Genomic DNA, 25,537 nt, shown 5'->3' with positions numbered 1-25,537 from the left:
TTAGCCCTCTCGGTTCTCTAATATGGTTAAGCGTTGCTGGATAAACTGCTGCGACTGCTGCGAAATACGTCCCATCTGCAGTGCTTGTAAATAAGCACTTTGCGCTTTCTCGTTGGCATCGCTGCGCTCAAACGCTATCCCCAACCCCATCCACCAACGGCCATCATAGGGTTCTTTTTTTACCAAAGCCTGATAGCTGCTCATTGCTAATACATTATTTTTTAGCCTTTGCGCCAATGCCCCACGCATCGCCAGATAATCACCATGTACCTCTGCTGGCATCTCGGCGAGCACATTTAACGCTGCTTGTGATTGGGATTCGTTCACCAATAGTTTCGCCATGGTTAAACGCAGATCGGGTTGCTGGGCGTCATGAACAAGGCCTTGCTGTAAGGTCGCCAATGCACGCCGATTCTCCCCACGACCATAATATAATGCAGACAGTTTTTGGCGGGCGGTTACCCATGTCGGCTGGTATTTAACAGCTGCTTCTAAATAGCGAATGGCTTTAATGATGTCACCATCTTTCAACGCCTTCTCGGCTTTGCTGTATTCAACGTTTGCCAATTGCTCGGCATCCAACTCTATGGATTCGATCATCAAGCCATCAGGTTGAATCGCTGAGTCAGCCTCTTCATTCGCCAAAACCACTTCCGATTGATGATCGGGCAAAACGGGTTCTTTCACTTTTACAGTAGGACTCGAGATGGCTGTAACAGCCGTAGGTGCCTTGATGGCTTTTTTCTCAATAACGTTGCTTTTCACCACTTTGACGGGTGGGTTTACTGGCTCAGAATGAACCACCACTGGAGTCTTAACGACTGGCTTAACTGCTGGTTTTAACACTTCAACTTGCGTAGTCGTCACTAACTTATCGGCAGGTTCGGGTGCTGTTGTCATGTGATTGGCAGCGGTAACATCGATCGTTGCAACGTCCTCAGAAATAACCGGTACAATTTTTCCTGTTGGCTCTACAGCAAAAACCGTTGTTTGCTCGCTCTCTTGCAACTCACTCTCTTGCAATACTGGGCTTACCGTCTCATCGGGTTGATGGTTGCCAGCCCCCAGCCACCAGCCAATGCTTCCAGCAAAGGCTAACCCAGCCACTGCCAGCATAGCCCAGTAGGCCGAGTATGATTTCACGATAGGCTTAATGGGTGCAGGCTTTAATACCGCCGCTTTCACTGCACCCTGTTCTTGTTGCTGGCTCAAGGCATTCAGCTTTTTATTCAATTCACTCATAGCTGTTAATGCCATCCCCATAAAACTGGATACGTCCAGCGAGGCTGTCGTGCTCCTAAGGTATCTTTAATTGCCAACAGAACATCATGGCGGCTGACTTTTAGACGATTATCACTGCATGCTGCAATCAATGCTTTATGGCATAACTGATTAATTAACCGAGGGATCCCGTAGCTTGCAGTCCATATCTCTTTATATTGTGCGAGTGAGAACAATGACTGATACTCTTGTTTACTCACACTATTTAGACGGTGCTCGATATAAGCCACCGCTTCAGCCAATTCCAGTTCACGCAAGCAGCTGCGAAAAGTAATTCGCTGGCGAAACTGGCGCATATGGTGTTGGGCAAGTCGTTGATCAAGCTCTGGTTGGCCGAGCAAAATAATGTGCAGCAATTTTTCGTGCTCGGTTTCTAAGTTACCTAATAAACGGATCACTTCGAGCACTTCATCCGATAGCGCCTGCGCTTCATCGAGTATCAGTACCACCGACTTTCTTTTTGCTTTACGTTCCAGCAGTGCTTGATGCAGCCGCTCGGTTAATGTCGCTGTATCACCTGTCGAATCAATATTCAGTTCTTTTGCCAGCGCCATTCGTAGTTCATTGCCACAAGCTGCTGGTGTGGGTAGATAAGCTAATTCAAAATGCGCGGGCAATTGATTGATGATCATCCGGCACACGAGTGTTTTTCCGGTACCGACTTCACCTGAGATCTGAATAATGCCCTCTCCCATTTCTAATGCCGCCAAGGTGGTGGTAATCGCCTCGAGATGAGGCGGTAGCGCATGGAAAAACTGCGTATTGGGTGTCAACGCAAAAGGGGCAGATGTTAGGCCAAAGTGCGACAAATACATGCTCATCCCCTACTCAGGGAACCATTCAGTCACCAAGGCACGGGAACGCTCGATCTCTTGCTGCCACGTTTGCTCACCAACCACGGTTGGTTTTAACAAAATCACCAGTTCAGTTTTCAACTGAATTTGATTTACGTTACGGAACAGGTGGCCCAGCATCGGTATATCACCCAATAACGGCACTTTAGAGACCTGATCACTGGTCATGGATTTCATCAATCCACCAATAACCACAACATCGCCAGAGCGAGCATGGATCACAGAATCAGATTCACGAATCGAACTTTTCGCCAGTGGTAACTGGTATGTGCCGAATGTATCGCCAAGGGCAATGTCTTTCACTTCTGTCACAACATCAATAACCGCAGGGTGTACGTGCAGTAATACACCGTCTTGATCATCAATTTGTGGGGTAACATCCAAGGAAATCCCTGAAAAGAAAGGCGTTAGCTCAATATCAGGAGAGGCCGTTCCACCATCACTATTCACTTCACCACCCGAAACATCAGTCACGAAATACTGATCGCTACCGACTTTAATTACCGCTTTTTGGTTATTGGCTGCGGTTATTCTAGGGCTAGACAGAACGTTCAAATCACCTTGGGTGTCCAAAAAGCTCAAAACCGCATCAAAATTACCATCAGAAATGGTGATATTCGTTTGGCCACCTAACAGTGCTGCAATGGGATCACCGCCAGGCAAACCTGGGATATTACCGTTTGCATCCGTAATGCTGCCGCGGCCGAAAATAATATCGGTGCCACCTATGCTCTTGGTAATATTGCTCCAGTTAACCCCTTGCTGGTAGCCATCACTCAAGGTGACTTCCATGATTTTTGCTTCAAGCACCACTTGGCGCTTAAGGCGTCTTTGTGACACACCAAGAAATTCTTTCACTTCACGCAATTCATTCGGGTAAGCACGAACCGATACCAAGCTTGCTTGTGGAGAGACCACAACACTGCGCCCTTGGCCATTGCCAATCATCGCTGATACAGCCTTTTCTAACTGCGCCCAAAAATCACTTTCAGAAACCGTTTCAATCGTCGTACCGCCAGTCGATGTTCCCGAGCTGCTGTTGTTGCTGTTGTTGCTGTTGTTCGAGTTGCTGTTACTTGAATTATTTTGGCTTGAGCTACCCGAGCCATTATTAGAAATAGACCCTGTTGTTAACGTTGTCAGGGAAATACCACGGCGTTGCAACTGCAAGTAATCAACCGGTATGACCTCTGAACGTAACGTCGCTGGAAATACCTGAATAATGTTCCCTTTTCGGCTGGTGTTGTAACCGTAAATATCTGACACCACCTCCAGCACTTCATCTAACGTTACATCACGTAGCGTTAGAGAGATTCGCCCTTGCACGTCAGGGTGAAGCACCATGTTGAAAGAAGTACCTTTCACCAAGCTGCCAAAAAAAGCTTTTGCATCAACGTTACGGGCATTCACACGAAAACGCTTTTCCAGCGCAGAATGGCTCGTGTAATCACTGCCACCAAGGTTTGGCATCAGATCATCATTGACTGAATCGGGTAAATCGATCAATGGTCGGCTGTTCGCTTCATTGGCGGCTTCATTGAGCGCACTTTTGACCTCGACAGGGTCTCGGTGTCCCATATTGGTCGAGCACCCCACCAAAGAGGCAATGACGATTGCTATTACTAATCCACGCATGTTTATCACTTAATGTTCTAATCTGATTTTACGTTATCGGCAAAAAGTTCCAGCCGCCACTGCTTGCTGCCTCGTCGAAGAATGACGAAGTCATCTTGAATCGAATCCAAGGTATAGCCACTAACCCTTCCACCTCGCGACACCAAGCTATCATTGAGAATCACCGTACAATTACTGCCTGATTGCTCACAAAAAATCCCTTGTAACTGCGGTAAACGTGCCCTTGATGGTGCCGACTTAACCGCAGGAGCTTGCCACCCTAGCGGGGCTGTCGGATCTTGCTTCGCCAGCGCCCCCCCGATTACCGTTAGGTTCACTCCGATGACTATTAATATTGATTTAACCACCAATGAAATCCTTACTTTCACCCAAGGTATATACTTCCAGTTGAATGTCGGCCCAAGGGTAGTTATCAACTTGATAATTAAGGCTCCGCCAATAGTATTTTACGGGGAGTGCCTCTAGCTGCTGCAGGTAGGCAACGACATCAAAATAACGCCCTCGCAAAGTAAGCCTTACGGGGTGAATATAGAAACCTTGGTCGTCACCACTCAGCAGCTGCACTGATGGCAAAGAAGATAACGAGACAAGCTTCAAACGCTTTGAACGCTGGAGCACCTGCTCCATCAATACCGACATCTCGGTTGCATTGACTAAGCTTGCTACCCTACCGTCAAGCTGCTCATCAAGTAGTGCATTATCCGTCTCAAGCCGGGCAATGCGGGCAGTAACATCAAGGTTCGGGTCGGACTGTAGTTTGCGCTCAATCAGTAGCAATTGGTTATCATTGCTCGTCATGGCATTTGTTACCGATACCAACTGGCGCTTCGCGGCACCGAACGCATTAACCTGAGGTTCGATAACCACCATAAAGCCAACAAATAACAACGCTATCCAGCCCGATATGGCGATAAGCCATTGCTCGCGACGCGTCAGTAATTCAAACTTGTCACAGACACCCTGCCAGCTGCTCATAATTGCTCCCCTGACGGACCATTGCCTCTTTCAGCCTGTAGCTTAAAAGTCACAATGTTTTGCTTATTACGTTCCAAAGACATCAGCTGAAAGCGGCGATCGGCTAAGTCTGGATATGCTTTAAATGCCTTGAGCCAGCTAGGAACAGACGTAGGGGTACGCGCTAAACCTTCCAAATCGAGACGTGGGCCCGAGACCGAAATTCGCTGTAGCGAAATATCGCCGTCGGCGGCATCAGAGAGTTGCTTCAGCATGCTGGCATAGCCCACTTGCAAGCTAATATCATGCATAGCGATAGCTTCTAGTGTTGCTTGTTTTGCCGCAAGTTGCTGCTCAAGGCCATCTGCCGCCTCTATTTTCAATGGGCTAGGCAAATGCTTGGCAAGACTTGCCTTCGCACGCTCAAGTTCAGCGTTTTGCGCGGTAAGGCGGGCTTGTTCAGTGATGAGCTTTTGCTGTTGCTGGTAATTCTGCCAGCCATACCAACCCGCTAACGCCCCCATAAAAACCGCTATCGCCAACCAACTCATTAAAATATTGGGTAGCGTCAAAAAATTCACGGTTGGCTTAAGCGCATCAGAGTAAAAGTTAATACCCGCTTGCTCGGGCTCAACAATACCCGCATGAGCGATCCTAGCCGCGTTAGTTGCTAACACGGGATGGCTAGGAGCGACTGCAATAACAACCACGTTTAACCGTTGGCTAAGCGCATTGGCCAACGCTACGTCATCATCGTCATCGCATGAAATAAGTAACTGGGTAATCGGCGCATCACGCAGTTGAGCGCTTAGAAAATCCAATGAACGCTGGAGCTCAAGCGCCAAGCTATCAAGCTGTAAACCTTGGGCCAGCGTATCACTCACGCTCTTCCCCAACAGCGGTGAAGTAAAACCACGCAGTTGGCGCTGAAAGCACAATGCTTGCTGTTTAAATGCAGATAATTGCAAGTTGCCTTGCCCACGGCGATGCAGCACCAATTGGTTTTGATTATGCGCGGTAAGTTGCCCCCAAACGACTTCTTCCGCACTCACCCGAACCAATGAACATCCGACATCACGAAAAGCGGCAATCAATACATCTAACTGCTTTTTATGGGACACAAACACTTGTAGCCGATCTTTGAGTGGGGCTAAAAAGCCATCAGCCACCAAGTCAGTGGGGGATTCATTCACCAACTCTTTGACGAGATAGGGTAATGCCGTCGAGTACTCTTCACGTGGCAACTCAACTTTTTCAATCAGCATGCTTTGATAAAAGCCATGCCCTAACACCGCACGAAAGTCATAGCCCTTAAGTTGGTGCTTTTCAACAAGTGCCTTTATTGCTTGTCCCCAACTACTGATGTCGGAGATCGGTTTTTCATCAACTACCCACTCGTTTTCAGCTCGGTACACCAGTACAACGTTATCTGAAAACACCGAGACACCCGCAATATGGCCCTGGCCTTTCTTTTTTATTATTTTGTGGAATAACGTCTTCAATTCTATGGACTACCAGCAAGTGCACATCACATTTATCGAATAATGTAACGCACAGTGATTTAGTTTAAGTTGCGTCAAATATTTGACCATTATAATGAGATTTTAATAATGGAGTAGCATTTTATTGATGTTATTTTGTAAGTTTAGATATATTCCACAACCAAGTTAAGTTATTGATTATCGATTACTCATTGATATTTCTGCCGAAAAATAGCGCCCTTGCCCACCTTTAACGCCAAGCTGCTGCAATACCTGCCACTCTTTTTCATTTTCAACACCCACAGCAATCACTTGGGCATTCGAGTCAGCGCAAGCTCCCAGCATACTCCTGACAAATAATTGGTTTTCCTGTCGCAGGTTAATTTCGCGCACTAAGCTTCGGTGCAACTTGATATAATCAACCTTAATATCTTTAATGTAGTGCGTGCTAACAATGGTTCTACCCGCCTGATCTACCACCAGTTTACAACCAAGCCCCACCAGCATTCTCGCGACTGGACGCATGGCATCAAGGTGCTTCACTAACCCACCTTCTGCCACTTCAAACGACAGTCGGTTCAGTACTGTTCGTGGGGTTTGTAATAGCTCATCACGCAACCACTTAACGAAGCTTTTTTCGAGTAAAGCACCAACACTCACATTCACCGAAATTGCATCTTCAACTGGCTTCTCTTTCAGTATTTTCAATGCCTTGGCTATAACTAGCTTGTCCATTCTGGCACTGAAGCCAACTTGCTCAACAGCCGTTAGAAAACGGGAGGCTTTAATCAGCACACCGTTTTCATCTCTTATTCTCGCCAGTAACTCACGGTGCAATATGTCACCATCAAGCGTCATGGTCGGTTGTTGATAAAGGATCGGGCCACCACTACTGAAAATGGCATCTAACAATGTGCGCCAGCGAACACTGCCGCGAGCATCTTCATATTGCTGATCTTTCTTAAAGGCATACCAACTGTTAGCCCCCTGAAGCTGGGCACTACGTAATGCCATATCCGCTTCATCCATCACTCTGCCACGGCGCTCACCGCTGGCACAAAAAGTAACGCCAATATGACACCAGTTATCCGCTTCCAAGGGAGCTGAAGGGATCAAGCGGTCTAAAGCGTTCATCAATAAGTTGGTAAATTGCTTCACTTCTTTCGTTGATTGCTGAGAAAGTAAAATGGCGAATTCTGCATCGAAGTAACGGGATAGCACCGTATCTGGATAGCGTTGGATCAGGTTAGAAATGATCACCCCGACGTCTTGGATCAGCTCATCAGCTTCTTCTTTACCTTTCTCTGCCAGTAATTCTTCCCAGTCAGTAATGCGAATAAGCACCACTGCACCGTGTGTTTCCTGATCTTGCAGCATCGACTGCAAACGGCTATCAAACAGCACACGGTTTGCCGCACCGGTTAATTGATCGAGAAAAGTGTGAGTACGAATGAAGGTATCAAAACGGCTTCGCTCCTGGCGGGCATCTTTCAATTCCATGATCATTTTATCGAGCGCTAAGCTTGCGGTTGCTGGCCACTCTTTCTCATCACCAACGGCGTTGTCATCCACCTTTCCAGCCAGGATCATCCTTCCCCGATGTTCCAATAATTCCGATCCATAAAGCTGTCGCCTCAGCCACTCCACTCCCCAAACCAAACCGAGGATAATGATCGCGATTGCCAAACTAATAGAGGACATCGCCCCAATGGAATACGTCAACTCGGTATAAGGGGGGATAGATTTTAAAGTGACATAGAAGCCCGGGTTATGGTCTAAATCATAACGCCTGCTATGCAAAATAGAGCGATCGGTGATCGGCTGTAATCCTTTAAAGTCATACACCACACCAGCGTTACTGCCAACCTCTAGCTCAACCACATTGCTGGCTTGTAATAACTTAGGCAGCCACCGGGATAATGATTGAGAGCCTTGCGGATCAGCTAGCTCTTGATCAATCACCCCCACCACTCCGTCAAGGTGGTGAGTCTGGTAATCTTGTCCCAATTTACGGAAACTGAATGCCCCGCCGATAAAAACAACGAAAATGGCACAAATAACGATAAGTGTAACGAAGGCTACCAAACGGTTGGTAAGCTTCATTCCCGAAGCTTTTCTCATAAAAGACCAGTCATTTAAAAGGTGTTGATTTTGTTAGGCTGCAGGGTGTGCCTGTCGCGAGTACTAACAGCAAAATACCACTCAATTTATATAGTTGTCAGTGTTTAAGTCGACAATATTAGCATTTTGTTAACAGCTAACGTTAACTATCACATAGAAAGCCAATCAAGATATGAGGAAGAGCCATTGATAACGGTTATTTTTTGGTATGATAAAAAACAAATTAATTATTTATCTCAATGATTTGCACTTTTTTGCTCACACCACCATTCTGGTATCACGGCAATAGGCTTATATCTAACAGTAGGTAAGCAAACGAATATGGATTGGATCACCTGCACAACAAGTTTTGTCACTGTTGTCGAACAAGGCTCGTTAGCCCAAGCGGCTAATAAGCTCAATACGTCAAGCTCAGCCCTTTCCAAGCGCCTTTCCTGGCTTGAAAAGCAGCTCGGCGTACAGTTGCTCAAACGAACAACTCGAAGCCTCACCATGACTGATGCTGGCAAGTTGTTTTATCAACGAAGTGCTCGTTTGTTGGAAGATTGGCATCAAATGCTCGCCGAAACTACCTCGACCTACGGTGAAGTCAGTGGTGTGCTACGCATCGGTGCGCCTTTAGCAACAGGAAGCCGTTTGTTAGTTAACTACCTTGCTGAGTTTCTTGAGACCTACCCAAAAATTCAGGTTGAGTTGCATACAATTACGCCGGGTCAATTACCCGATCTCAATCTCGATGTCTTCATCAGTAAAGAACTGACAGATTTCAACTCATCCAGCTATATCGCTACCCGGCTTTTTACCTTCCAGCATGGTTTTTATGCTGCGCCAAGCTACCTTGAAGGAAAGCAGCTCATTGAAACACCCGAGCAGTTAGCCGAGCATAATTGCCTACTGTTTGGTACGCATGGCCATGAGCAAGAGCATACCTTTGAAAATAATTTACGCCTGAGACTAAAAGGCAACTTCACCACCCAAAATCCAGAAGCACTGGTGGCTGCTGCGGTCTCTGGGATGGGGATCATTCTTGCGGGTGGGAACACCGTTAAACGGGAGCTCAGCAAAGGGTTGTTAGTGCCGGTATTACCAGAGCTAAAACAGCCTATCAACTCCGCTTACGCCTATTACCCGAAGCTTGATTACAACCATGTAAAAACCAAACTCTTTATTGACTTCATAAAGGCTAAAGCCAATCCAGCTCGCTAGTCTAAAAAGTGATATAGCAGATAAAGAAAAAGCAGCGATATACGCTGCTTTTTCAAATCTACTTAACCAGTCATCTTTCGATTAGAACGGAATGTCGTCATCGAAGTCCATTGGTGGCTCATTGTACTGCTGCTGAGGCTGCTGTGGTGCCTGCTGCTGAGGAGCCTGTTGCTTTTGCTGCTGTGGTGCGAAGTTTTGCTGTGGCGCAGCTGCTGGTTGCTGAGGCTGACCCCAACCACCTTGTTGTTGCTGCTGCTGACCGCCACCCATAGGTGCGCCCATACCTTGACCGCCGCCCTGACGACCGCCTAGCATTTGCATTACGCCGTTAAAGCCCTGAACCACAACTTCTGTGGTGTAACGGTCTTGGCCGCTCTGATCTTGCCACTTACGGGTCTGTAGTTGACCTTCAATGTAAACCTGAGAACCCTTACGCAGATACTCACCAGCAACTTCTGCAAGCTTGCCAAACAGAGCAACTCGGTGCCATTCTGTTTTTTCACGTTGCTCGCCGGTGTTCTTATCGCGCCATGACTCAGAGGTAGCAATGGTAATATTTGCTACTGCACCACCACTTGGCATGTAACGGATTTCCGGGTCATTACCTAAGTTACCAACAAGGATAACTTTATTTACGCCACGACTGGCCATAGTTCACTCCAGATCTCATAACCGACCCTGAAATTATCTCAGCGGTCGCTATTCAAAGTTTATACTTAATCGCGCAGTCTATCATGCTTCCCCCCATCGGGAACAGAGTTGAAGCTGTGTTATCTGACGCAAATATAGCGGCTGCCTAGTATATAGGCTTCGCATAAAATGTATACAGTTCACTGTATCTTTATACAGCCTGTTCTTTCATGCCCTCTGCGGCTATGCAATAATGCAAAACTCATCAGTCAGTCAATAAAGCTCATAGAATATGGATAAAATTGAAGTCAGGGGCGCCCGAACCCACAACCTCAAAAACGTTTCTCTTACGCTGCCACGGGACCAGCTAATCGTGATCACAGGCTTATCTGGCTCAGGTAAATCGTCATTAGCTTTTGATACCCTCTATGCCGAAGGGCAACGTCGCTATGTGGAGTCGTTATCGGCCTACGCTCGTCAGTTCTTATCTCTTATGGAAAAGCCTGATGTTGACCATATTGAAGGTTTATCTCCTGCCATTTCTATCGAGCAAAAGTCAACGTCACACAACCCTCGTTCGACGGTAGGCACCATCACTGAAGTCTACGATTACCTACGCTTGCTATATGCTCGAGTAGGTGAGCCACGCTGCCCGACCCACCATGTTGAACTCGCCGCCCAAACGGTAAGCCAAATGGTGGACAACGTGCTGGCGTTACCAGAGGGTAGCAAGATGATGCTGCTGGCCCCTATCGTGAAAGAACGTAAAGGGGAGCACGTTAAGACATTGGCTAATTTAGCGGCTCAAGGCTATATTCGCGCCAGAATTGATGGCGAAGTGTGCGATCTTTCCGATCCTCCAACGCTTGAGCTCCATAAGAAACATACAATTGAAGTAGTAGTCGATCGCTTCAAGGTGCGAGACGATCTTCAACAACGCCTTGCAGAATCTTTCGAGACCGCACTTGAGCTATCGGGAGGCACCGTTGTCATTAGCCCAATGTCGGGCGAAGACGGTGAAGAAATTGTCTTTTCAGCCAACTTTGCTTGCCCGCATTGTGGTTACAGCATGCAAGAGCTTGAGCCTCGCTTATTCTCGTTCAATAACCCTGCTGGTGCATGTGGTACGTGTGATGGTTTAGGGGTACAGCAATTTTTCGATCCCGCTCGCGTTGTACAAAATGGCGAGCTAAGCCTTTCTGGCGGGGCGATTCGGGGCTGGGACAAACGTAACTTCTATTATTTCCAAATGCTAAAGTCATTAGCCGAACACTATGATTTTGACGTCGAAGCACCGTTTGATGAACTATCGAAAAAAATACAAACCGTGATCCTCAGTGGTTCAGGCAAGACTGAGATAGAATTCAAATATATTAATGACCGTGGTGACATCACAGTACGTCGCCATCCATTTGAAGGCATCCTGAACAATATGGAGCGCCGTTATCGCGAAACAGAATCTAACTCTGTGCGAGAAGACCTCTCTAAATTTGTGTCAAAAAAGCCCTGCTCTAGCTGTGACGGCTCACGCTTACGCCTTGAAGCACGTAATGTATTTATTGCCGATACCACCTTGCCGCATGTCAGTGAAATGAGCATTAGCGAAGCACTGGACTTCTTCGGTCAATTAAACCTGAGCGGGCAAAAAGCCCAAATTGCAGAAAAGATCCTCAAGGAAATTGGTGACCGTTTAAATTTCTTGGTTAATGTGGGTCTTAACTACCTCAACTTATCACGCAGTGCTGACACCTTGTCGGGAGGGGAAGCGCAACGGATACGACTGGCAAGCCAAATAGGTGCAGGGCTAGTCGGTGTCATGTATGTACTGGATGAACCCTCGATTGGTCTCCACCAGCGTGATAATGAACGCCTACTCAAAACCCTGACCCATTTGCGGGACCTTGGTAATACCGTTATCGTGGTTGAGCATGATGAAGATGCCATTCGTACCGCAGATCATGTTATTGATATCGGCCCAGGTGCAGGTGTTCATGGTGGTAGCATCATTGCAGAAGGTCAGCTTGAAGACATTCTCGCCTCAGAAGCATCGCTGACCGGCCAATACTTGAGCGGTAAAATGGCGATTGAAGTCCCTGCTCAACGGGTCGCTTTTAATCCAGAAAAAACCGTCAAATTACTGGGTGCAACTGGCAATAACCTGAAAAATGTTGATGCGGAAATTCCGGTAGGGCTACTGACCTGTATTACTGGTGTGTCTGGTTCAGGCAAATCAACACTGATTAATGATACCTTTTTCAAAATCGCCCACCACCAGCTTAATGGCGCAACGTCTGGCGATGCGGCTCCTTATCGAGAAATTCAAGATTTAGAACATTGCGATAAAGTCATTGATATCGACCAAAGCCCAATAGGTCGAACGCCACGTTCCAACCCTGCCACTTATACTGGCATTTTCACGCCTATCCGTGAGCTATTCGCAGGCACACAGGAATCTCGTTCGCGTGGTTATAAGCCAGGGAGATTCAGCTTTAATGTGAAAGGTGGACGCTGTGAAGCCTGCCAGGGTGATGGCGTAATAAAAGTGGAAATGCACTTCCTTCCTGATGTCTACGTGCCGTGTGATGCCTGTAAAGGGAAACGCTACAATCGAGAAACACTGGAGGTTCGCTATAAGGGTAAAACCATTGATGAAGTGCTCGAGTTAACGGTTGAAGATGCACGCGAATTTTTTGATGCAGTTCCAGCTATTGCAAGAAAACTCCAAACATTAGTCGATGTCGGTTTATCGTATATCCGCCTAGGCCAGGCAGCAACGACCTTATCCGGTGGTGAAGCCCAACGGGTTAAGCTTGCTCGTGAGCTATCCAAAAGAGATACAGGGCAAACCCTGTATATTTTGGATGAGCCAACGACAGGGTTGCACTTCCATGATATCCAACAATTGTTGACGGTATTACATCGCTTACGTGACCATGGCAATACCATTGTTGTTATCGAACATAATCTCGATGTGGTTAAAACCGCAGACTGGGTCATCGATTTAGGCCCAGAAGGTGGCTACGGCGGTGGTGAAATTATTGCGACGGGTACTCCAGAGCAAGTCGCTCTGGTTGAAGGATCTCATACCGCGCGATTCTTGAAACCTTTGCTACCTGCTCTCGTCCCAGTAGAATAGTCAGCAGAGAGCCATCAAATACCAATCAAATGAGTCACATCCATACAGATTGGTAATACGTTGTAAGCCGGGCAATGAAGCCCGGTTTACATTTTAATTCTCGCGATATCGATTGGAACCACCATGACAGTGTTACAAGTACAAGGCACCAAGTTAGCCGAGCAGAGGATCAGTAAACCGATGATCAAACCCTTTTTGATTTCCATGGGGTGTCTGTTTTTACTTGCGATGCACTACTTCCAACACAATCCAGGGGGGGCCGGATTAGAACTCTCTTTTAATGCCGCGAGCTGGATTCCTTTTAGTTTTGCTATTGCGTTTGGGTTACTCGAAATCTGCCGACAACGTATATGGCGATACTCTCGCCTGACCTTAGTGCTTTTTGTCTGCTGTTTAATGCTCAGTTTTCCTTTGTTCTACCCCAATGCCGCCGTTGCCGAAAGCACCCCTCGGATCTTAGGGATATGGGCAGGTTTCCTCTTCTTTGTAGGATTACAGCAATTTGCCTTTACCCAAAAACAGCGCCAGCGTTTACTTTGGCTGATATTGCTTAGCGTTTGGATTGAAGCCCTCTTTGGCTGGGTACAGTTCTTTCTGCTTGAGCCCGGTAATCCAATTGGTTACGACACCCTTGCTAACCGCCCTTATGGTATTTTCCAACAGCCAAATGTAATGGCGAGCTTCCTTGCAACAGGGTTAATTTTATCCGCCTATTTATTAGCGCGTATCCCGATGTATCGAGGAAAGTGGTCATGGCAACAATTGATCTTATTACTCACCCCTGTCGTCATATTACCGATTCTCGTCGTTCTCAGTTCGCGAACCGGTTGGCTGAGTGCCGCCGTCGGCACAGTATTAATATTGCCATACCTACATCGCTTTGCAGCAAAAGCCCAATGCCGAATGTGGTTATTAATGATCGCCTTAGGCCTAAGTGTGTCATGGAACATTAATTCATCAACGGGCTGGGAGCCAAAAGAAGAGCGCCTCAGTTTAGTCAGCCCCCGTGCCATGCATATCCCCCAAGCTGTAGAGATGTTCTTCAACAAACCTCTAACAGGTTATGGCTATGGGAAGTTTGAAGTCGGTTATATCGTTCAAACAGCCCAATGGCATGATGAAAACCCTGAGCGTCCTTATGGGATGGCATCACTGGACCACCCGCACAATGAATTAGCCTATTGGGCTGCCGAAGGGGGGATCATTCCTCTTATTGCATTACTGATAGCAGCGACGGCTGTCTTTTTTAAAGTCAAAAAAGCCCGCGATGGTACGCAGTTAGCGTTGATAGGATTGTTTTTCCCTATCACCCTACACTCACAACTTGAGTACCCGTTCTATCACTCACTAGTGCACTGGGTTATTTTTATCATCCTTATTTATTGGGTCGATAACCTAACCGCAAAGTACCATAAGCTTAAGCTGCATTATGTAGCCTCGATAAAAACAGCCGTAATCTTACTGCCTCTCATTGTTACCAGCTATATGACAACAACGCTGTATTCGGGCTACCTGCTAACAAAATATGAAACCACCCAGCCTGTGAATATTGATTACCTTATGGGCGTCAATAACCCTTGGGCTTGGCAGAACCGTTTCGAATGGAATTTACATTTAACGCAGTTACAACTTGGGGCCGCAACCAATAATCCAGAGCTGATCAATGAATATATTCATTGGGCGCAGAATAAAGCCAAACTGTGGCCTCGCCCAGCCCTTTATACCAACTTAATCGCAGCATATGTTCATCTTGATCAGTTGAATCTTGCAACGCAGATCCAACAAGAAGCGCTTTATTTATTTCCTGGAAGATCATTCGATTTACCAGAAGTGGCTCCTAAATCGGCAGCAAGCCCGACGAGTGAATAACTAAAAATATAAACAAAAACGGCTACCCGAAGGTAGCCGTTTTTATTTTGATCATGCTTATTTCAATGTCGTTTCTAGAGCACGTAAACAGAGAGCCACATTTTCACTTCTTGCAGCATACCCCATCAAGCCAATACGCCACGCCTTGCCAGCAAGGGCACCTAAACCAGCGCCAATTTCTAGATTGTAACGTTCTAGGAGGTTTTTTCTGACCAAGGCATCATCAACGCCCTGTGGGATATATATCGCATTCAATTGCGGTAGGCGGTCAGCTTCATTAACCACGAATTCAATTCCAAGCTTCTCTAGCCCTTCACGTAATTCAAGGTGGGCATCTTTATGGCGCTGCCAAGCATTTTCCAACCCTTCATTCTTTAACAACACCAATGCTTCATGCAGTGCATATAAGCTATTTACTGGTGCTGTATGGTGATAACTACGCTTACCTTCACCACTCCAGTAGCCTAATACCAAGCTTTGATCTAAGAACCAACTTTGCACAGGGGTCGTACGGCTTTGAATCTTTTCAACCGCTCGTTCCGAAAAGGTTAATGGCGATAGGCCCGGCACACACGATAAACATTTCTGGCTGCCAGAATACACGGCATCGAGCTGCCATTCGTCCACCAATAGTGGCACACCACCAAGCGATGTCACCGCATCCACAATCGTCAGGCAATCATACTGCCGGGCAATTTTAGCAATCGCCTCTGCATCACTGAGTGCCCCCGTAGAGGTTTCTGCATGAACAAAGGCAACAACCTTGGCATCAGCATGCTCTTTCAAGGTCTTCTCGACCAACGCTGGCGATACAGCTTCACCCCATGCACAATCAACCATGACAGCCACGCCGCCACAACGCTCAACGTTTTCTCGCATGCGGTCGCCAAACACACCATTACGGCAGACAATCACTTTATCGCCAGGCTCAACCAAGTTAACAAAGCATGCTTCCATGCCTGCACTACCCGGCGCAGATACCGCAATAGTAAATGTATTCTCAGTTTGGAAAGCATACTGAAGCAACTGTTTAAGTTCATCCATCATGCCAATAAACAATGGGTCAAGGTGCCCAATCGTTGGACGGCTTAGCGCCTGCAAAACCTGAGGGTAAATATCAGATGGGCCTGGTCCCATTAAAGTGCGCTGCGGTGGATAAAAACTACCTATTGTCATTCTTTATTCTCCCTGATAGTAACTAAGTTGGCATCGGCCTATTGTTGTAAGGTACTCAACGACTATATCAGGTCTCTCTTGGTTATGCTTATAGCGTTTATAATTCAACCAACCCCGCTTTACTTATTCAACTATACAATTTCTTTCATTTTTTTTACATATTTTTTCAAGCAACAATTGACAAGGTAATAACAAATCCGCTTCAATGGAGATCGTTTTTTGTTCACCTTGATGTGAGAATATCATCAAGGTAAAAACAGAAGAGGAGCGTTACCCAGGTATCTACGGTTGCGGGGCCCCACCCCGAAGCAATCTAGAGAGGGGGAGTAGCGCCGAGATATGACATGACAGGGGGCATGCCATATCGGCTAAGAAGGTTGAATCCTTCTAGCTGTCACTTTTTTATATTGAATAAAAGAGTGGGGAGCTTCTGGTTATTGTGCATACGTGTGCAATCCTACCTTATTGCTCTCCTGACATGGTCGTCGGGATCTACATCCCGAGTCATTCCCCTGTATTGGTTTTTATAATTTTAAACTGGGAGACTCGCTTTGAGCATCATAGATAATGTTACACCTATTCCTCCACCCATTACTGTAGCGAAATTTGGCGGCACCAGCGTAGCCGATCATGCCGCCATGAGCCGTAGTGCAGCCATTGTCAAAAATAACCCTGCAGCCCGGGTTGTTTTGATCAGTGCGTGCTCTGGCGTCACCAACCTTTTGGTTGAACTCGCAAATGGAATTGCAGATAGCGAACAACGCTTACAACGGCTACAGCAACTTCAAGTCACTCATCAAACTATTATCAGTAACCTGTCACAACCCGACAAAGTCTCTGCCGAAATCGCAATGTTACTGGATAATGTTGCTGCTCTGGCTGAACAAGCGGCTACCAAGCCTTCTAAAGCGTTAACGGATCAACTGGTGTCACACGGTGAGCTACTTTCAACTCACTTATTTAGCCAAATACTGACCGAAATGGGTGCTAACGCACAGCGTTTCGACATTCGCCCAGTCATGCGAACCGATAGCCAGTTCGGTAAAGCGATCCCTGACATAGAAACAATTCAGCAACAGGCTGAGACCCAACTACAACCTTTACTCGCTGACACTGTCATCGTCTCCCAAGGCTTCATCGGATCCGACGCGCAAGGTAACACCACGACACTTGGTCGTGGTGGCAGTGATTACAGTGCCGCCCTTATCGCAGAAGCGTTACGTGCTGATACTCTTGAGATCTGGACCGATGTACCGGGCATGTACAGCACAGATCCACGTATTGCTGCCAATGCAAAGCCAATTCAAGAAATCAGTTTCAGCGAAGCCTCTGAAATGGCGAATTTTGGGGCGAAAATCCTCCACCCATCAACATTACTGCCCGCAGTTCGCCAGCAGATCCCCGTCTTTATTGGATCATCAAAAGCACCAGAGCAAGGTGGAACTTGGATAAGAGAAAGTGTTTCAGAAGCGCCATTATTTAGAGCTCTAGCCCTACGTTGCAATCAAACGATGGTCACCTTAACCAGCCTAAATATGTTTCACGCCTATGGTTTCCTCGCTGAAGTATTCCGCATACTGGCTGAACACAAAATATCCGTCGATCTGATCACGACCTCTGAAGTCAGTGTTTCTTTAACACTCGATCAAACCGATACCAGTGGTGGCGCACCAAGTTTACCCGACGCAGCGATTGAAGCCCTTAGTCAATTATGTCGTGTTGAAGTCGAACAAGACCTTTGCCTTGTCGCACTTATTGGTAACCAGATGAGCTCAACTAAAGGCTCAGCTAAGCAAGTGTTTAACACCCTCGAAGATTATAATCTACGTATGATTTGCTATGGCGCAAGCCCACACAATCTTTGCTTCCTCGTTAAGACGAGCGACTCAAAAGATGTGATTAAGGTACTGCACAAAGAGCTCTTCGAATAACGATAAAGCTCAGATACTTACAATACAAAAAAGGCGCTCAAAGAGCGCCTTTCTCATATACATGTACCCGCTTTATCACTGCAAGTTTGGCCCAAGCCACTTTTCAGCTTCCAACAAGTCCCAGCCTTTACGATCAGCATAGCTATCACGCTGATCGTCTTGGATCTGAGCGATCGCAAAATACCGTGAATCGGGGTGTGAGAAATACCAACCGGAAACCGATGCACCTGGCCACATTGCGTAGCTAGACGTTAAAGACATATCAATGGTTTCTTCGACATTCAACAGCTCCCAAAGGCTGCCTTTCTCCGTATGTTCAGGACAAGCTGGGTAGCCCGGTGCTGGACGGATCCCCTGATACTTCTCTCTGATCAAATCATCATTAGAAAGGTTCTCATCAGCCGCATAGCCCCAAATATCTTTACGTACTTGCTCATGCAAATATTCGGCAAAAGCCTCGGCAAGACGGTCGGCAACCGCTTGGATCATGATGGCATTATAATCATCACCCTGCGCTTTATACTCATCAGCAAGCTTTCGCTCACCAATGCCGCCCGTCACCGCAAACGCCCCTACCCAATCTTTCTTACCACTTTCTTTCGGGGCAATATAATCAGATAAGCAGTAGTTATAACCTTTCGGTTTCTCGGTCTGTTGACGTAAGTTATATAAGACCTTTGCAACTTGAGTACGAGATTCGTCAGTATAAACTTCAATGTCATCGCCAACGCTACTCGCAGGTAGCAAAGCACACATACCTCGAGCTTTTAGCAATCCTTCTTTTTCAACACGATCAAGCAATACATTCGCATCCTTAAAAAGGCGCTGTGCTTCTTCACCTACTTCTTCATGTTGGAATATAGCCGGATATTTACCCATTAATGACCAAGTCATAAAGAATGGGGTCCAATCGATATAACGTCGTAGTGTCGCAACATCAAAATCATCAAACACATGTACACCCGGTTTAGCAGGTGCTGGCGGGGTATAACTATCCCAATCAATCGCGACTTTATTTTCTCGCGCTTGCGCTAAGGTGACAGGTTTAGTTCGAGGCTTCTTACGGCTATGTTGCTCGCGAACACGGTCATAATCAATCGCAAGCTTTTCAACAAACGCAGGGCGTCGCTCATCTGACAGCAATGAACTACATACCCCTACTGCACGGGAGGCATTATTTACGTAAACCACAGGCTGATGGTAATTTTGCTCAATCTTAACCGCAGTATGGGCTTTTGACGTTGTCGCACCACCAATAAGTAATGGTAATTCAAAACCTTGGCGTTCCATTTCTTTGGCTACATGGACCATTTCATCGAGTGACGGCGTGATCAATCCCGATAAACCAATAATATCGACGTTTTCTTCTTTGGCGACTTTAAGAATTTTTTCACACGAAACCATAACGCCAAGATCAATGATCTCGTAGTTATTACACTGCAATACAACCCCTACAATATTTTTACCGATGTCATGAACATCGCCTTTTACAGTAGCGAGTAGTATCTTACCGTTGGTATAGCCAGCTTGCTTAGCGGCATCGATAAAGGGCTCTAAGTGCCCCACCGCTTGCTTCATAACCCGCGCAGATTTAACGACTTGCGGCAAGAACATTTTACCTTCGCCAAACAGGTCACCCACCACATTCATGCCATCCATCAGAGGCCCTTCAATGACCTCTAGTGGTTTTTCAGCATTAAGTCTGGCCTCTTCGGTATCTTCAACGATGAATTCAGTAATACCTTTAACCAACGCATGTTCTAACCGCTTTTCAACAGGCCATGTACGCCATTCTAGCGCGGAAGCATCTTCTTCTTTTCCGACACCTTTATTGGCATATTCAGCAGCAATGTCCAATAAGCGTTCTGTTGAATCATCACGGCGATTCAGTACAACATCTTCAACCGCCTCACGCAGCTTATCGGGCACATTGTCGTAAACTTCCAGCTGGCCTGCGTTGACGATCCCCATATCCATACCATGTTTAAAGCAGTGGTAAAGGAAAACAGCGTGGATCGCTTCGCGTACATAGTTATTGCCTCGGAATGAAAAAGAAACATTCGAGACGCCCCCAGAAATCATTGCATGCGGTAAATCACGCTTGATATCAGCAACTGCTTCAATAAAGTCAACGGCATAGTTATTGTGTTCATCGATACCCGTTGCAACAGCAAAAATATTCGGGTCAAAGATAATATCTTCTGGTGGGAAACCAACTTCATCTACCAATATACGATAAGCATTGGTGCATATTTCTATTTTGCGCTCACGAGTGTCAGCCTGCCCAACTTCATCGAAAGCCATAACAATAACAGCTGCGCCATAACGGCGAATAAGTTTCGCTTGCTCTACAAACTTTTCTTTGCCTTCTTTTAGCGAGATAGAGTTAACGATCCCTTTGCCCTGAATACATTTAAGGCCCGCTTCAATGACTTCCCATTTCGAGGAGTCGACCATAATCGGGACTTTCGATATTTCAGGCTCAGAAGCACATAGATTCAGGAAACGTACCATGCAGGCTTCTGCATCGAGCATTCCTTCATCCATGTTGATATCAATGATTTGAGCGCCATTTTCAACTTGTTGTCGGGCAACATCTAGGGCTTCATCGTAAAGCTCTTCTTTAATTAGTCGTTTAAAACGTGCAGAACCGGTTACGTTTGTTCGCTCACCAACGTTAACGAATAGCGTATCTTTTTCAATTTTTAGTGGTTCTAATCCAGAAAGGCGACAAGCTTTTGGTAAGGTAGGCAGGTGGCGAGGTTGGAGTTCAGAGACAGCTTCTGCCATCTTACGAATATGTTCTGGTGTAGTGCCACAACAGCCACCGACTAAATTCAAGAAGCCACTTTCAGCCCACTCTTGAATATGCTCTGCCATGTCTTCAGGCGAAAGATCATATTCACCAAATGCATTAGGTAAACCAGCATTAGGGTGAGCCGATACCGCACATTCTGAAATCTGTGAAAGCTCTTCAACATACTGGCGTAGCTCATCAGGCCCAAGTGCACAGTTCAAACCAAATGAAATCGGATTTACATGACGTAAAGAGTTATAAAAGGCTTCCGTTGTTTGCCCTGATAACGTTCGCCCAGAAGCATCCGTGATCGTACCAGAGATCATAACTGGTAAAGCGTAACCTAATTCTTCAAACACTGTATCAACGGCAAACGCACAGGCTTTTGCATTCAAGGTATCGAAAATAGTTTCAATCAGAATGATATCAGAGCCACCTTTAATTAAGGCATGTGTTGACTCCGAATAAGCTTCTACCAGTTCATCAAAACTGACATTACGAAAACCAGGATCATTCACATCAGGCGAAATAGAACAAGTACGGTTCGTTGGTCCAAGTACGCCAGCAACAAATCGTGGTTTATCCGGCGTTTTTGCCGTCCATTCATCAGCAACAGCACGTGCTATACGGGCAGCTTCAATGTTGATTTCAGCACTCAAACTCTCCATGTCATAATCGGCCATTGCGATGGTCGTGGCATTGAAAGTATTCGTTTCAAGGATGTCAGCACCAGCTTCTAAGTAAGAAGAGTGGATATCTTTAATCAACTGAGGCTGCGTCAGCACCAACAAATCATTGTTGCCTTTTAAATCGCTATGCCAGTTAGCAAAACGATCGCCGCGATAATCTTCTTCTTCGAGTTTATAACCCTGGATCATGGTGCCCATGCCACCATCAATGATCAGGATTTGCTCTTCGATACGCTTATGTAATAAGTCCTTGTTCGTCAACACCGCATTACTTCCTTTTCAATTTTACAGCTTATTCACATCCTACCATAGCAAAAATGGAAATCTAGACGTCTAAAGCTCTTTTCATTGATTAAATAATGACGGAAGAGAGTAAAAATAGTTATAGCTATCACACCACGATACATTTATATTTTGACACAATTTCATGCTTTATTTTTATTACCCTGTGAGGTTTGGATGTCCGTCTATAGCACCCTATGCTTTCTAGCTGCTGCTGCAATGTTTATTGCATTTATTAACAGCAAGATAGGAAAAATGCAGACCACAATTGCAATTACAGCTGGGGCGTTGATTCTTTCCCTAGGCATTATCGTTGCGGGTCAAAATGGTTGGTTCCACTTAGAAGACATCGCTGCCGAACAGCTCGGAGAGATCAACTTTGAAAGCTTTCTGCTTAAAGGCATTCTTGGTTTCTTACTGTTTGCTGGCGGGTTAGGCATTAAATTGCCTCACCTTGAAGATCAAAAATGGGAGATCACTACATTAGCGCTTGCAGCGACATTATTTTCAACGTTCTTTATTGGGTTCGCACTATGGGGCATCTGTCAGGTCATTGGTATCCAGTTGGATTTAATTTACTGTTTACTCTTTGGCTCCCTGATTTCCCCAACCGATCCAATAGCAGTGCTCGCAATCGTTAAGAACCTTGATGCACCAAAACGCATATCAACGCAAATTGAGGGAGAGTCGTTATTTAATGATGGCTTTGGCTTAGTCATCTTTGTCACCTTATTTACCATTGCTTTTGGTGCTGAAGCCCCAACCGTTTTAGGGGTTACTCAGTTGTTTTTGCAAGAAGCAATTGGAGGTATCGCCTATGGTTTCGCACTTGGACTTATTTTCCACTACTTAATCAGTTCAACCAATGACCACTCAATGGAGCTACTTCTGACTCTAGGAATCCCAACTGCTGGTTACGTGTTCGCAGATGTCATCCATGTATCAGGTCCATTAGCCATGGTTGTGTCAGGTATTATGATTGGTAATTGGACGCGCTACATTGGCTTTTCGAAAGAAAGTGAAGACCATCTCGATCACTTTTGGGAACTAGTCGATGAGTTCCTAAACGGCGTATTGTTCCTGCTGATCGGTATGAGTATGCTGCAATTCAGTTTTCATCAAGAAGATTGGGTATTAATGGTCATTGCGATACCGCTGGTGCTATTCAGCCGCTTCTTAAGTGTCCAACTGTCTTACTTAGGCTTCCAACGCTACCGTGACTACAACCCACTTTCAGTCAAGATTCTTACTTGGGGAGGCTTACGTGGTGGCCTTGCATTAGCAATGGCGATGGCAATACCTGCTGGGGTTATGGTGATACCTGAGAAGAATATTGATGTTCGCGAAGTTATCCTTGTGATGACCTACTCTGTCGTTGTCTTCTCTATTCTGATTCAAGGCTCAACGATCACGTCACTTATTCATAAAGCGAAAGTCTGGGAAGCACAAAATAACAATTAAAGACGAACCATCTAGAGACGACCAACGTCTATCAATCTGATGACTATCTATACCTAAAAAAAGACCTGCAGTGCAGGTCTTTTTTATATTTAATCACACCAATTAAAGTATCAACACTATTCTTCTTTTGTAAAATTCGCTTCAGAGAACAGATTCAAATCATACGGTGTCTGCTGGTACACACAATAATTTAGCCAGTTTGAGAATAACAGGTGTCCATGACTGCGCCAGCTCGCCATCGGTGGCTTATCTGGATTATCATCAGGATAATAATTAACAGGAACCGTTGGCTCCATCCCTTCAGCACGATCTCTTATAAATTCATTATGTAACGTCTCAACGTCATACTCAGGGTGGCCAGTCACAAACACATTACGCTTATCTTTGGTTGCAGCTAGGTACACCCCAGCTTGTTCTGACGTCGCCAATATATCTAAATCTGTATGCTCCGCTAAGAACTCCGAAGAAAAGTCTGCATAACGCGAGTGGGGAGCTAAGAAAGTATCATCAAATCCCCTAAGAATAGGGTGGTGGCAATCATGAGTACGATGGCCATACACACCAGAAAGCTTTTCCTTTCGTGTGCGTTTGGGCAAGTCGTAAAGAAGCTTTAATCCAGCTTGGGCAGCCCAACAAACAAATAGGGTTGAGGTAACATGCTGTTTGGCCCAGTTCATGATAGTTTGGATTTCGTCCCAATACAGTACATCTTCAAATTGAACAAGCCCTAGTGGGGCTCCAGTCACAATAAGACCATCGAAGTTTCGGTCTTTGACCATCTCAAACTGTCGATAAAAAGTATCTAGATGCTCTGTTGGTGTATTTTTTGTTGGCCGATTATCAATGCGCAATAGCTCAACATCTACCTGTAAGGGGCTATTAGATAATAAACGTAGAAACTGAGTTTCTGTCTCAATTTTCTTCGGCATTAAATTCAATAATAGAACCTTCAATGGACGAATTTCCTGACTTGCAGCACGAGCTTCTGACATCACAAAGATATTTTCACTTCGCAGAATATCCGTAGCTGGAAGTTGGTCAGGAATTTTAATCGGCATCTTAGTTTACTCCTTAAACATTACACCGAACGATCCATTCTTATTTACACAACAAGATGTTTAGACGTCCAGATTTCTAAATAAAATTATAGAAATTTGTCGGATGACGCAAGAAAAAGAACATAAAAAGAATTGGGGTTTACGGCAAGAGCATGAAAATAATTCATAATATTTTATGCATCAGAAATGAAAAAACCCAGCCGAAGGCTGGGTTTTAAAAGGGTATTCAGCAATGACCTACTCTCACATGGGGAAACCCCACACTACCATCGGCGCAACAACGTTTCACTTCTGAGTTCGGCATGGGATCAGGTGGTACCATTGTGCTATTGTCGCTGAAAAAATTAATGGTGCTAGTACCCAGATTCGAACTGGGGACCTCACCCTTACCAAGGGTGCGCTCTACCAACTGAGCCATACCAGCAAATAACTTTATAACAAACAAAGTCTTACTTATTACGCTTTATTTGCTTATTTTCATCTTAAAAAGATGAAAACTTAAATTAAAGCCTGGCGATGTCCTACTCTCACATGGGGAAACCCCACACTACCATCGGCGCTATTACGTTTCACTACTGAGTTCGGCATGGGATCAGGTGGGTCCATAATGCTATGGCCGCCAAGCAAATTCTGTTTTTATCCACCGCCATCTGGCAGTCAATAAGCAATCTGGGAAAATCTGACTAGTTCTCGCTTCACATTCAAGCGTTTGTGGAGTCCGTAAAAACCCCTTGGGTGTTGTATGGTTAAGCCTCACGGGCAATTAGTATCAGTTAGCTCAATGCCTCGCAGCACTTACACACCTGACCTATCTACGTCGTAGTCTCCAACAACCCTTTAGGATACTTAAAGTATCAGGGATGACTCATCTCAGGGCTCGCTTCGCGCTTAGATGCTTTCAGCGCTTATCGATTCCGAACTTAGCTACCGGGCAATGCCACTGGCGTGACAACCCGAACACCAGAGGTTCGTCCAC

General features: G+C 45.8%; 16 protein-coding genes, 1 tRNA gene, 3 rRNA genes and 1 riboswitch. Of the genes, 5 read left to right on the top strand and 15 right to left on the bottom strand.

The features are described 5' to 3' along the window. The 7 genes from L4D78_RS05020 to csrD form a co-directional block, all read right to left on the bottom strand. A complete protein-coding gene (locus L4D78_RS05020) occupies window positions 1-1,242 on the bottom strand; it encodes a tetratricopeptide repeat protein (protein WP_428465919.1) in 1,242 nt (413 codons plus the stop codon). Between the two features lie 5 nt (window positions 1,243-1,247). Beyond that, window positions 1,248-2,096 (bottom strand): ExeA family protein, encoded by an 849-nt coding sequence (locus L4D78_RS05015; RefSeq protein ID WP_428465918.1) that lies wholly within the window; start codon window positions 2,094-2,096, stop codon window positions 1,248-1,250. Between the two features lie 9 nt (window positions 2,097-2,105). Continuing rightward, on the bottom strand, window positions 2,106-3,770 hold the full coding sequence (gene mshL / locus L4D78_RS05010) for a pilus (MSHA type) biogenesis protein MshL (RefSeq protein WP_428465917.1): 1,665 nt from the start codon (window positions 3,768-3,770) through the stop codon (window positions 2,106-2,108). Window positions 3,771-3,787: 17 nt separating this feature from the next. Beyond that, on the bottom strand, window positions 3,788-4,117 hold the full coding sequence (locus L4D78_RS05005) for an MSHA biogenesis protein MshK (RefSeq protein WP_428456811.1): 330 nt from the start codon (window positions 4,115-4,117) through the stop codon (window positions 3,788-3,790). Continuing rightward, a complete protein-coding gene (locus tag L4D78_RS05000) occupies window positions 4,110-4,745 on the bottom strand; it encodes an MSHA biogenesis protein MshJ (protein WP_428456812.1) in 636 nt (211 codons plus the stop codon). Before L4D78_RS05000 ends, L4D78_RS05005 begins: the two co-directional genes overlap by 8 nt. Then, window positions 4,742-6,163: a PilN domain-containing protein gene (locus L4D78_RS04995; RefSeq protein WP_428465916.1), complete on the bottom strand. Its 1,422-nt coding sequence runs from the start codon at window positions 6,161-6,163 to the stop codon at window positions 4,742-4,744. The genes L4D78_RS05000 and L4D78_RS04995 overlap by 4 nt, the downstream gene beginning before the upstream one ends. A gap of 240 nt (window positions 6,164-6,403) precedes the next feature. Further along, window positions 6,404-8,326, bottom strand: coding sequence for an RNase E specificity factor CsrD (csrD, locus tag L4D78_RS04990; RefSeq protein WP_428465915.1), 1,923 nt, complete (start codon window positions 8,324-8,326; stop codon window positions 6,404-6,406). 321 nt (window positions 8,327-8,647) lie between these two features. Between csrD and L4D78_RS04985 the strand changes: the two genes are divergently transcribed. Next, window positions 8,648-9,532, top strand: coding sequence for a LysR family transcriptional regulator (locus L4D78_RS04985; protein WP_428465914.1), 885 nt, complete (start codon window positions 8,648-8,650; stop codon window positions 9,530-9,532). Between the two features lie 81 nt (window positions 9,533-9,613). Here the strand turns inward: L4D78_RS04985 and L4D78_RS04980 are convergent, their stop codons facing one another. Then, window positions 9,614-10,183 carry a single-stranded DNA-binding protein gene (locus tag L4D78_RS04980; protein WP_428465913.1) on the bottom strand — a complete coding sequence of 190 codons (570 nt, stop codon included), beginning with the start codon at window positions 10,181-10,183 and terminating at the stop codon, window positions 9,614-9,616. 271 nt (window positions 10,184-10,454) lie between these two features. Between L4D78_RS04980 and uvrA the strand changes: the two genes are divergently transcribed. Next, window positions 10,455-13,298: an excinuclease ABC subunit UvrA gene (gene uvrA, locus L4D78_RS04975; protein WP_428465912.1), complete on the top strand. Its 2,844-nt coding sequence runs from the start codon at window positions 10,455-10,457 to the stop codon at window positions 13,296-13,298. 123 nt (window positions 13,299-13,421) lie between these two features. Then, window positions 13,422-15,167: a PglL family O-oligosaccharyltransferase gene (locus L4D78_RS04970; protein ID WP_428465911.1), complete on the top strand. Its 1,746-nt coding sequence runs from the start codon at window positions 13,422-13,424 to the stop codon at window positions 15,165-15,167. 57 nt (window positions 15,168-15,224) lie between these two features. Here the strand turns inward: L4D78_RS04970 and L4D78_RS04965 are convergent, their stop codons facing one another. Beyond that, on the bottom strand, window positions 15,225-16,343 hold the full coding sequence (locus tag L4D78_RS04965; RefSeq protein WP_428465910.1) for a pyridoxal-phosphate-dependent aminotransferase family protein: 1,119 nt from the start codon (window positions 16,341-16,343) through the stop codon (window positions 15,225-15,227). 252 nt (window positions 16,344-16,595) lie between these two features. Next, a riboswitch (Lysine riboswitch) is annotated at window positions 16,596-16,781 on the top strand. Window positions 16,782-16,981: 200 nt separating this feature from the next. On the opposite strand from L4D78_RS04965, the gene lysC reads away from it, so the two are divergent. Further along, complete coding sequence (gene lysC, locus L4D78_RS04960; RefSeq protein ID WP_428466078.1) at window positions 16,982-18,274, top strand: lysine-sensitive aspartokinase 3; 1,293 nt, start codon at window positions 16,982-16,984, stop codon at window positions 18,272-18,274. 75 nt (window positions 18,275-18,349) lie between these two features. Here the strand turns inward: lysC and metH are convergent, their stop codons facing one another. Further along, the gene (metH, locus tag L4D78_RS04955; protein WP_428465909.1) at window positions 18,350-22,024 is read right to left on the bottom strand and encodes a methionine synthase; all 3,675 of its coding nucleotides are present in this window, start codon (window positions 22,022-22,024) and stop codon (window positions 18,350-18,352) included. A 195-nt stretch (window positions 22,025-22,219) separates the two neighbouring features. Between metH and L4D78_RS04950 the strand changes: the two genes are divergently transcribed. After that, window positions 22,220-23,503, top strand: a complete 1,284-nt coding sequence (locus L4D78_RS04950; protein WP_428465908.1) for a cation:proton antiporter — start codon at window positions 22,220-22,222, stop codon at window positions 23,501-23,503. Window positions 23,504-23,619: 116 nt separating this feature from the next. Here the strand turns inward: L4D78_RS04950 and metA are convergent, their stop codons facing one another. The 5 genes from metA to L4D78_RS04925 all read right to left on the bottom strand — a co-directional run. Further along, window positions 23,620-24,561 carry a homoserine O-succinyltransferase MetA gene (metA, locus tag L4D78_RS04945; protein WP_428465907.1) on the bottom strand — a complete coding sequence of 314 codons (942 nt, stop codon included), beginning with the start codon at window positions 24,559-24,561 and terminating at the stop codon, window positions 23,620-23,622. Window positions 24,562-24,785: 224 nt separating this feature from the next. Beyond that, window positions 24,786-24,901 (bottom strand): 5S ribosomal RNA (gene rrf, locus L4D78_RS04940). Between the two features lie 8 nt (window positions 24,902-24,909). After that, window positions 24,910-24,985: transfer RNA gene (locus tag L4D78_RS04935), tRNA-Thr, on the bottom strand. A gap of 84 nt (window positions 24,986-25,069) precedes the next feature. Next, window positions 25,070-25,185 (bottom strand): 5S ribosomal RNA (gene rrf, locus L4D78_RS04930). A gap of 118 nt (window positions 25,186-25,303) precedes the next feature. After that, window positions 25,304-25,537, bottom strand: a 23S ribosomal RNA gene (locus tag L4D78_RS04925); the annotation flags it as partial.

It is taken from the genome of Photobacterium minamisatsumaniensis (assembly GCF_050336695.1).
Classification (GTDB): Bacteria; Pseudomonadota; Gammaproteobacteria; order Enterobacterales; family Vibrionaceae; genus Photobacterium; species Photobacterium minamisatsumaniensis.
This window is presented reverse-complemented; position numbering and strand designations above follow the sequence as displayed.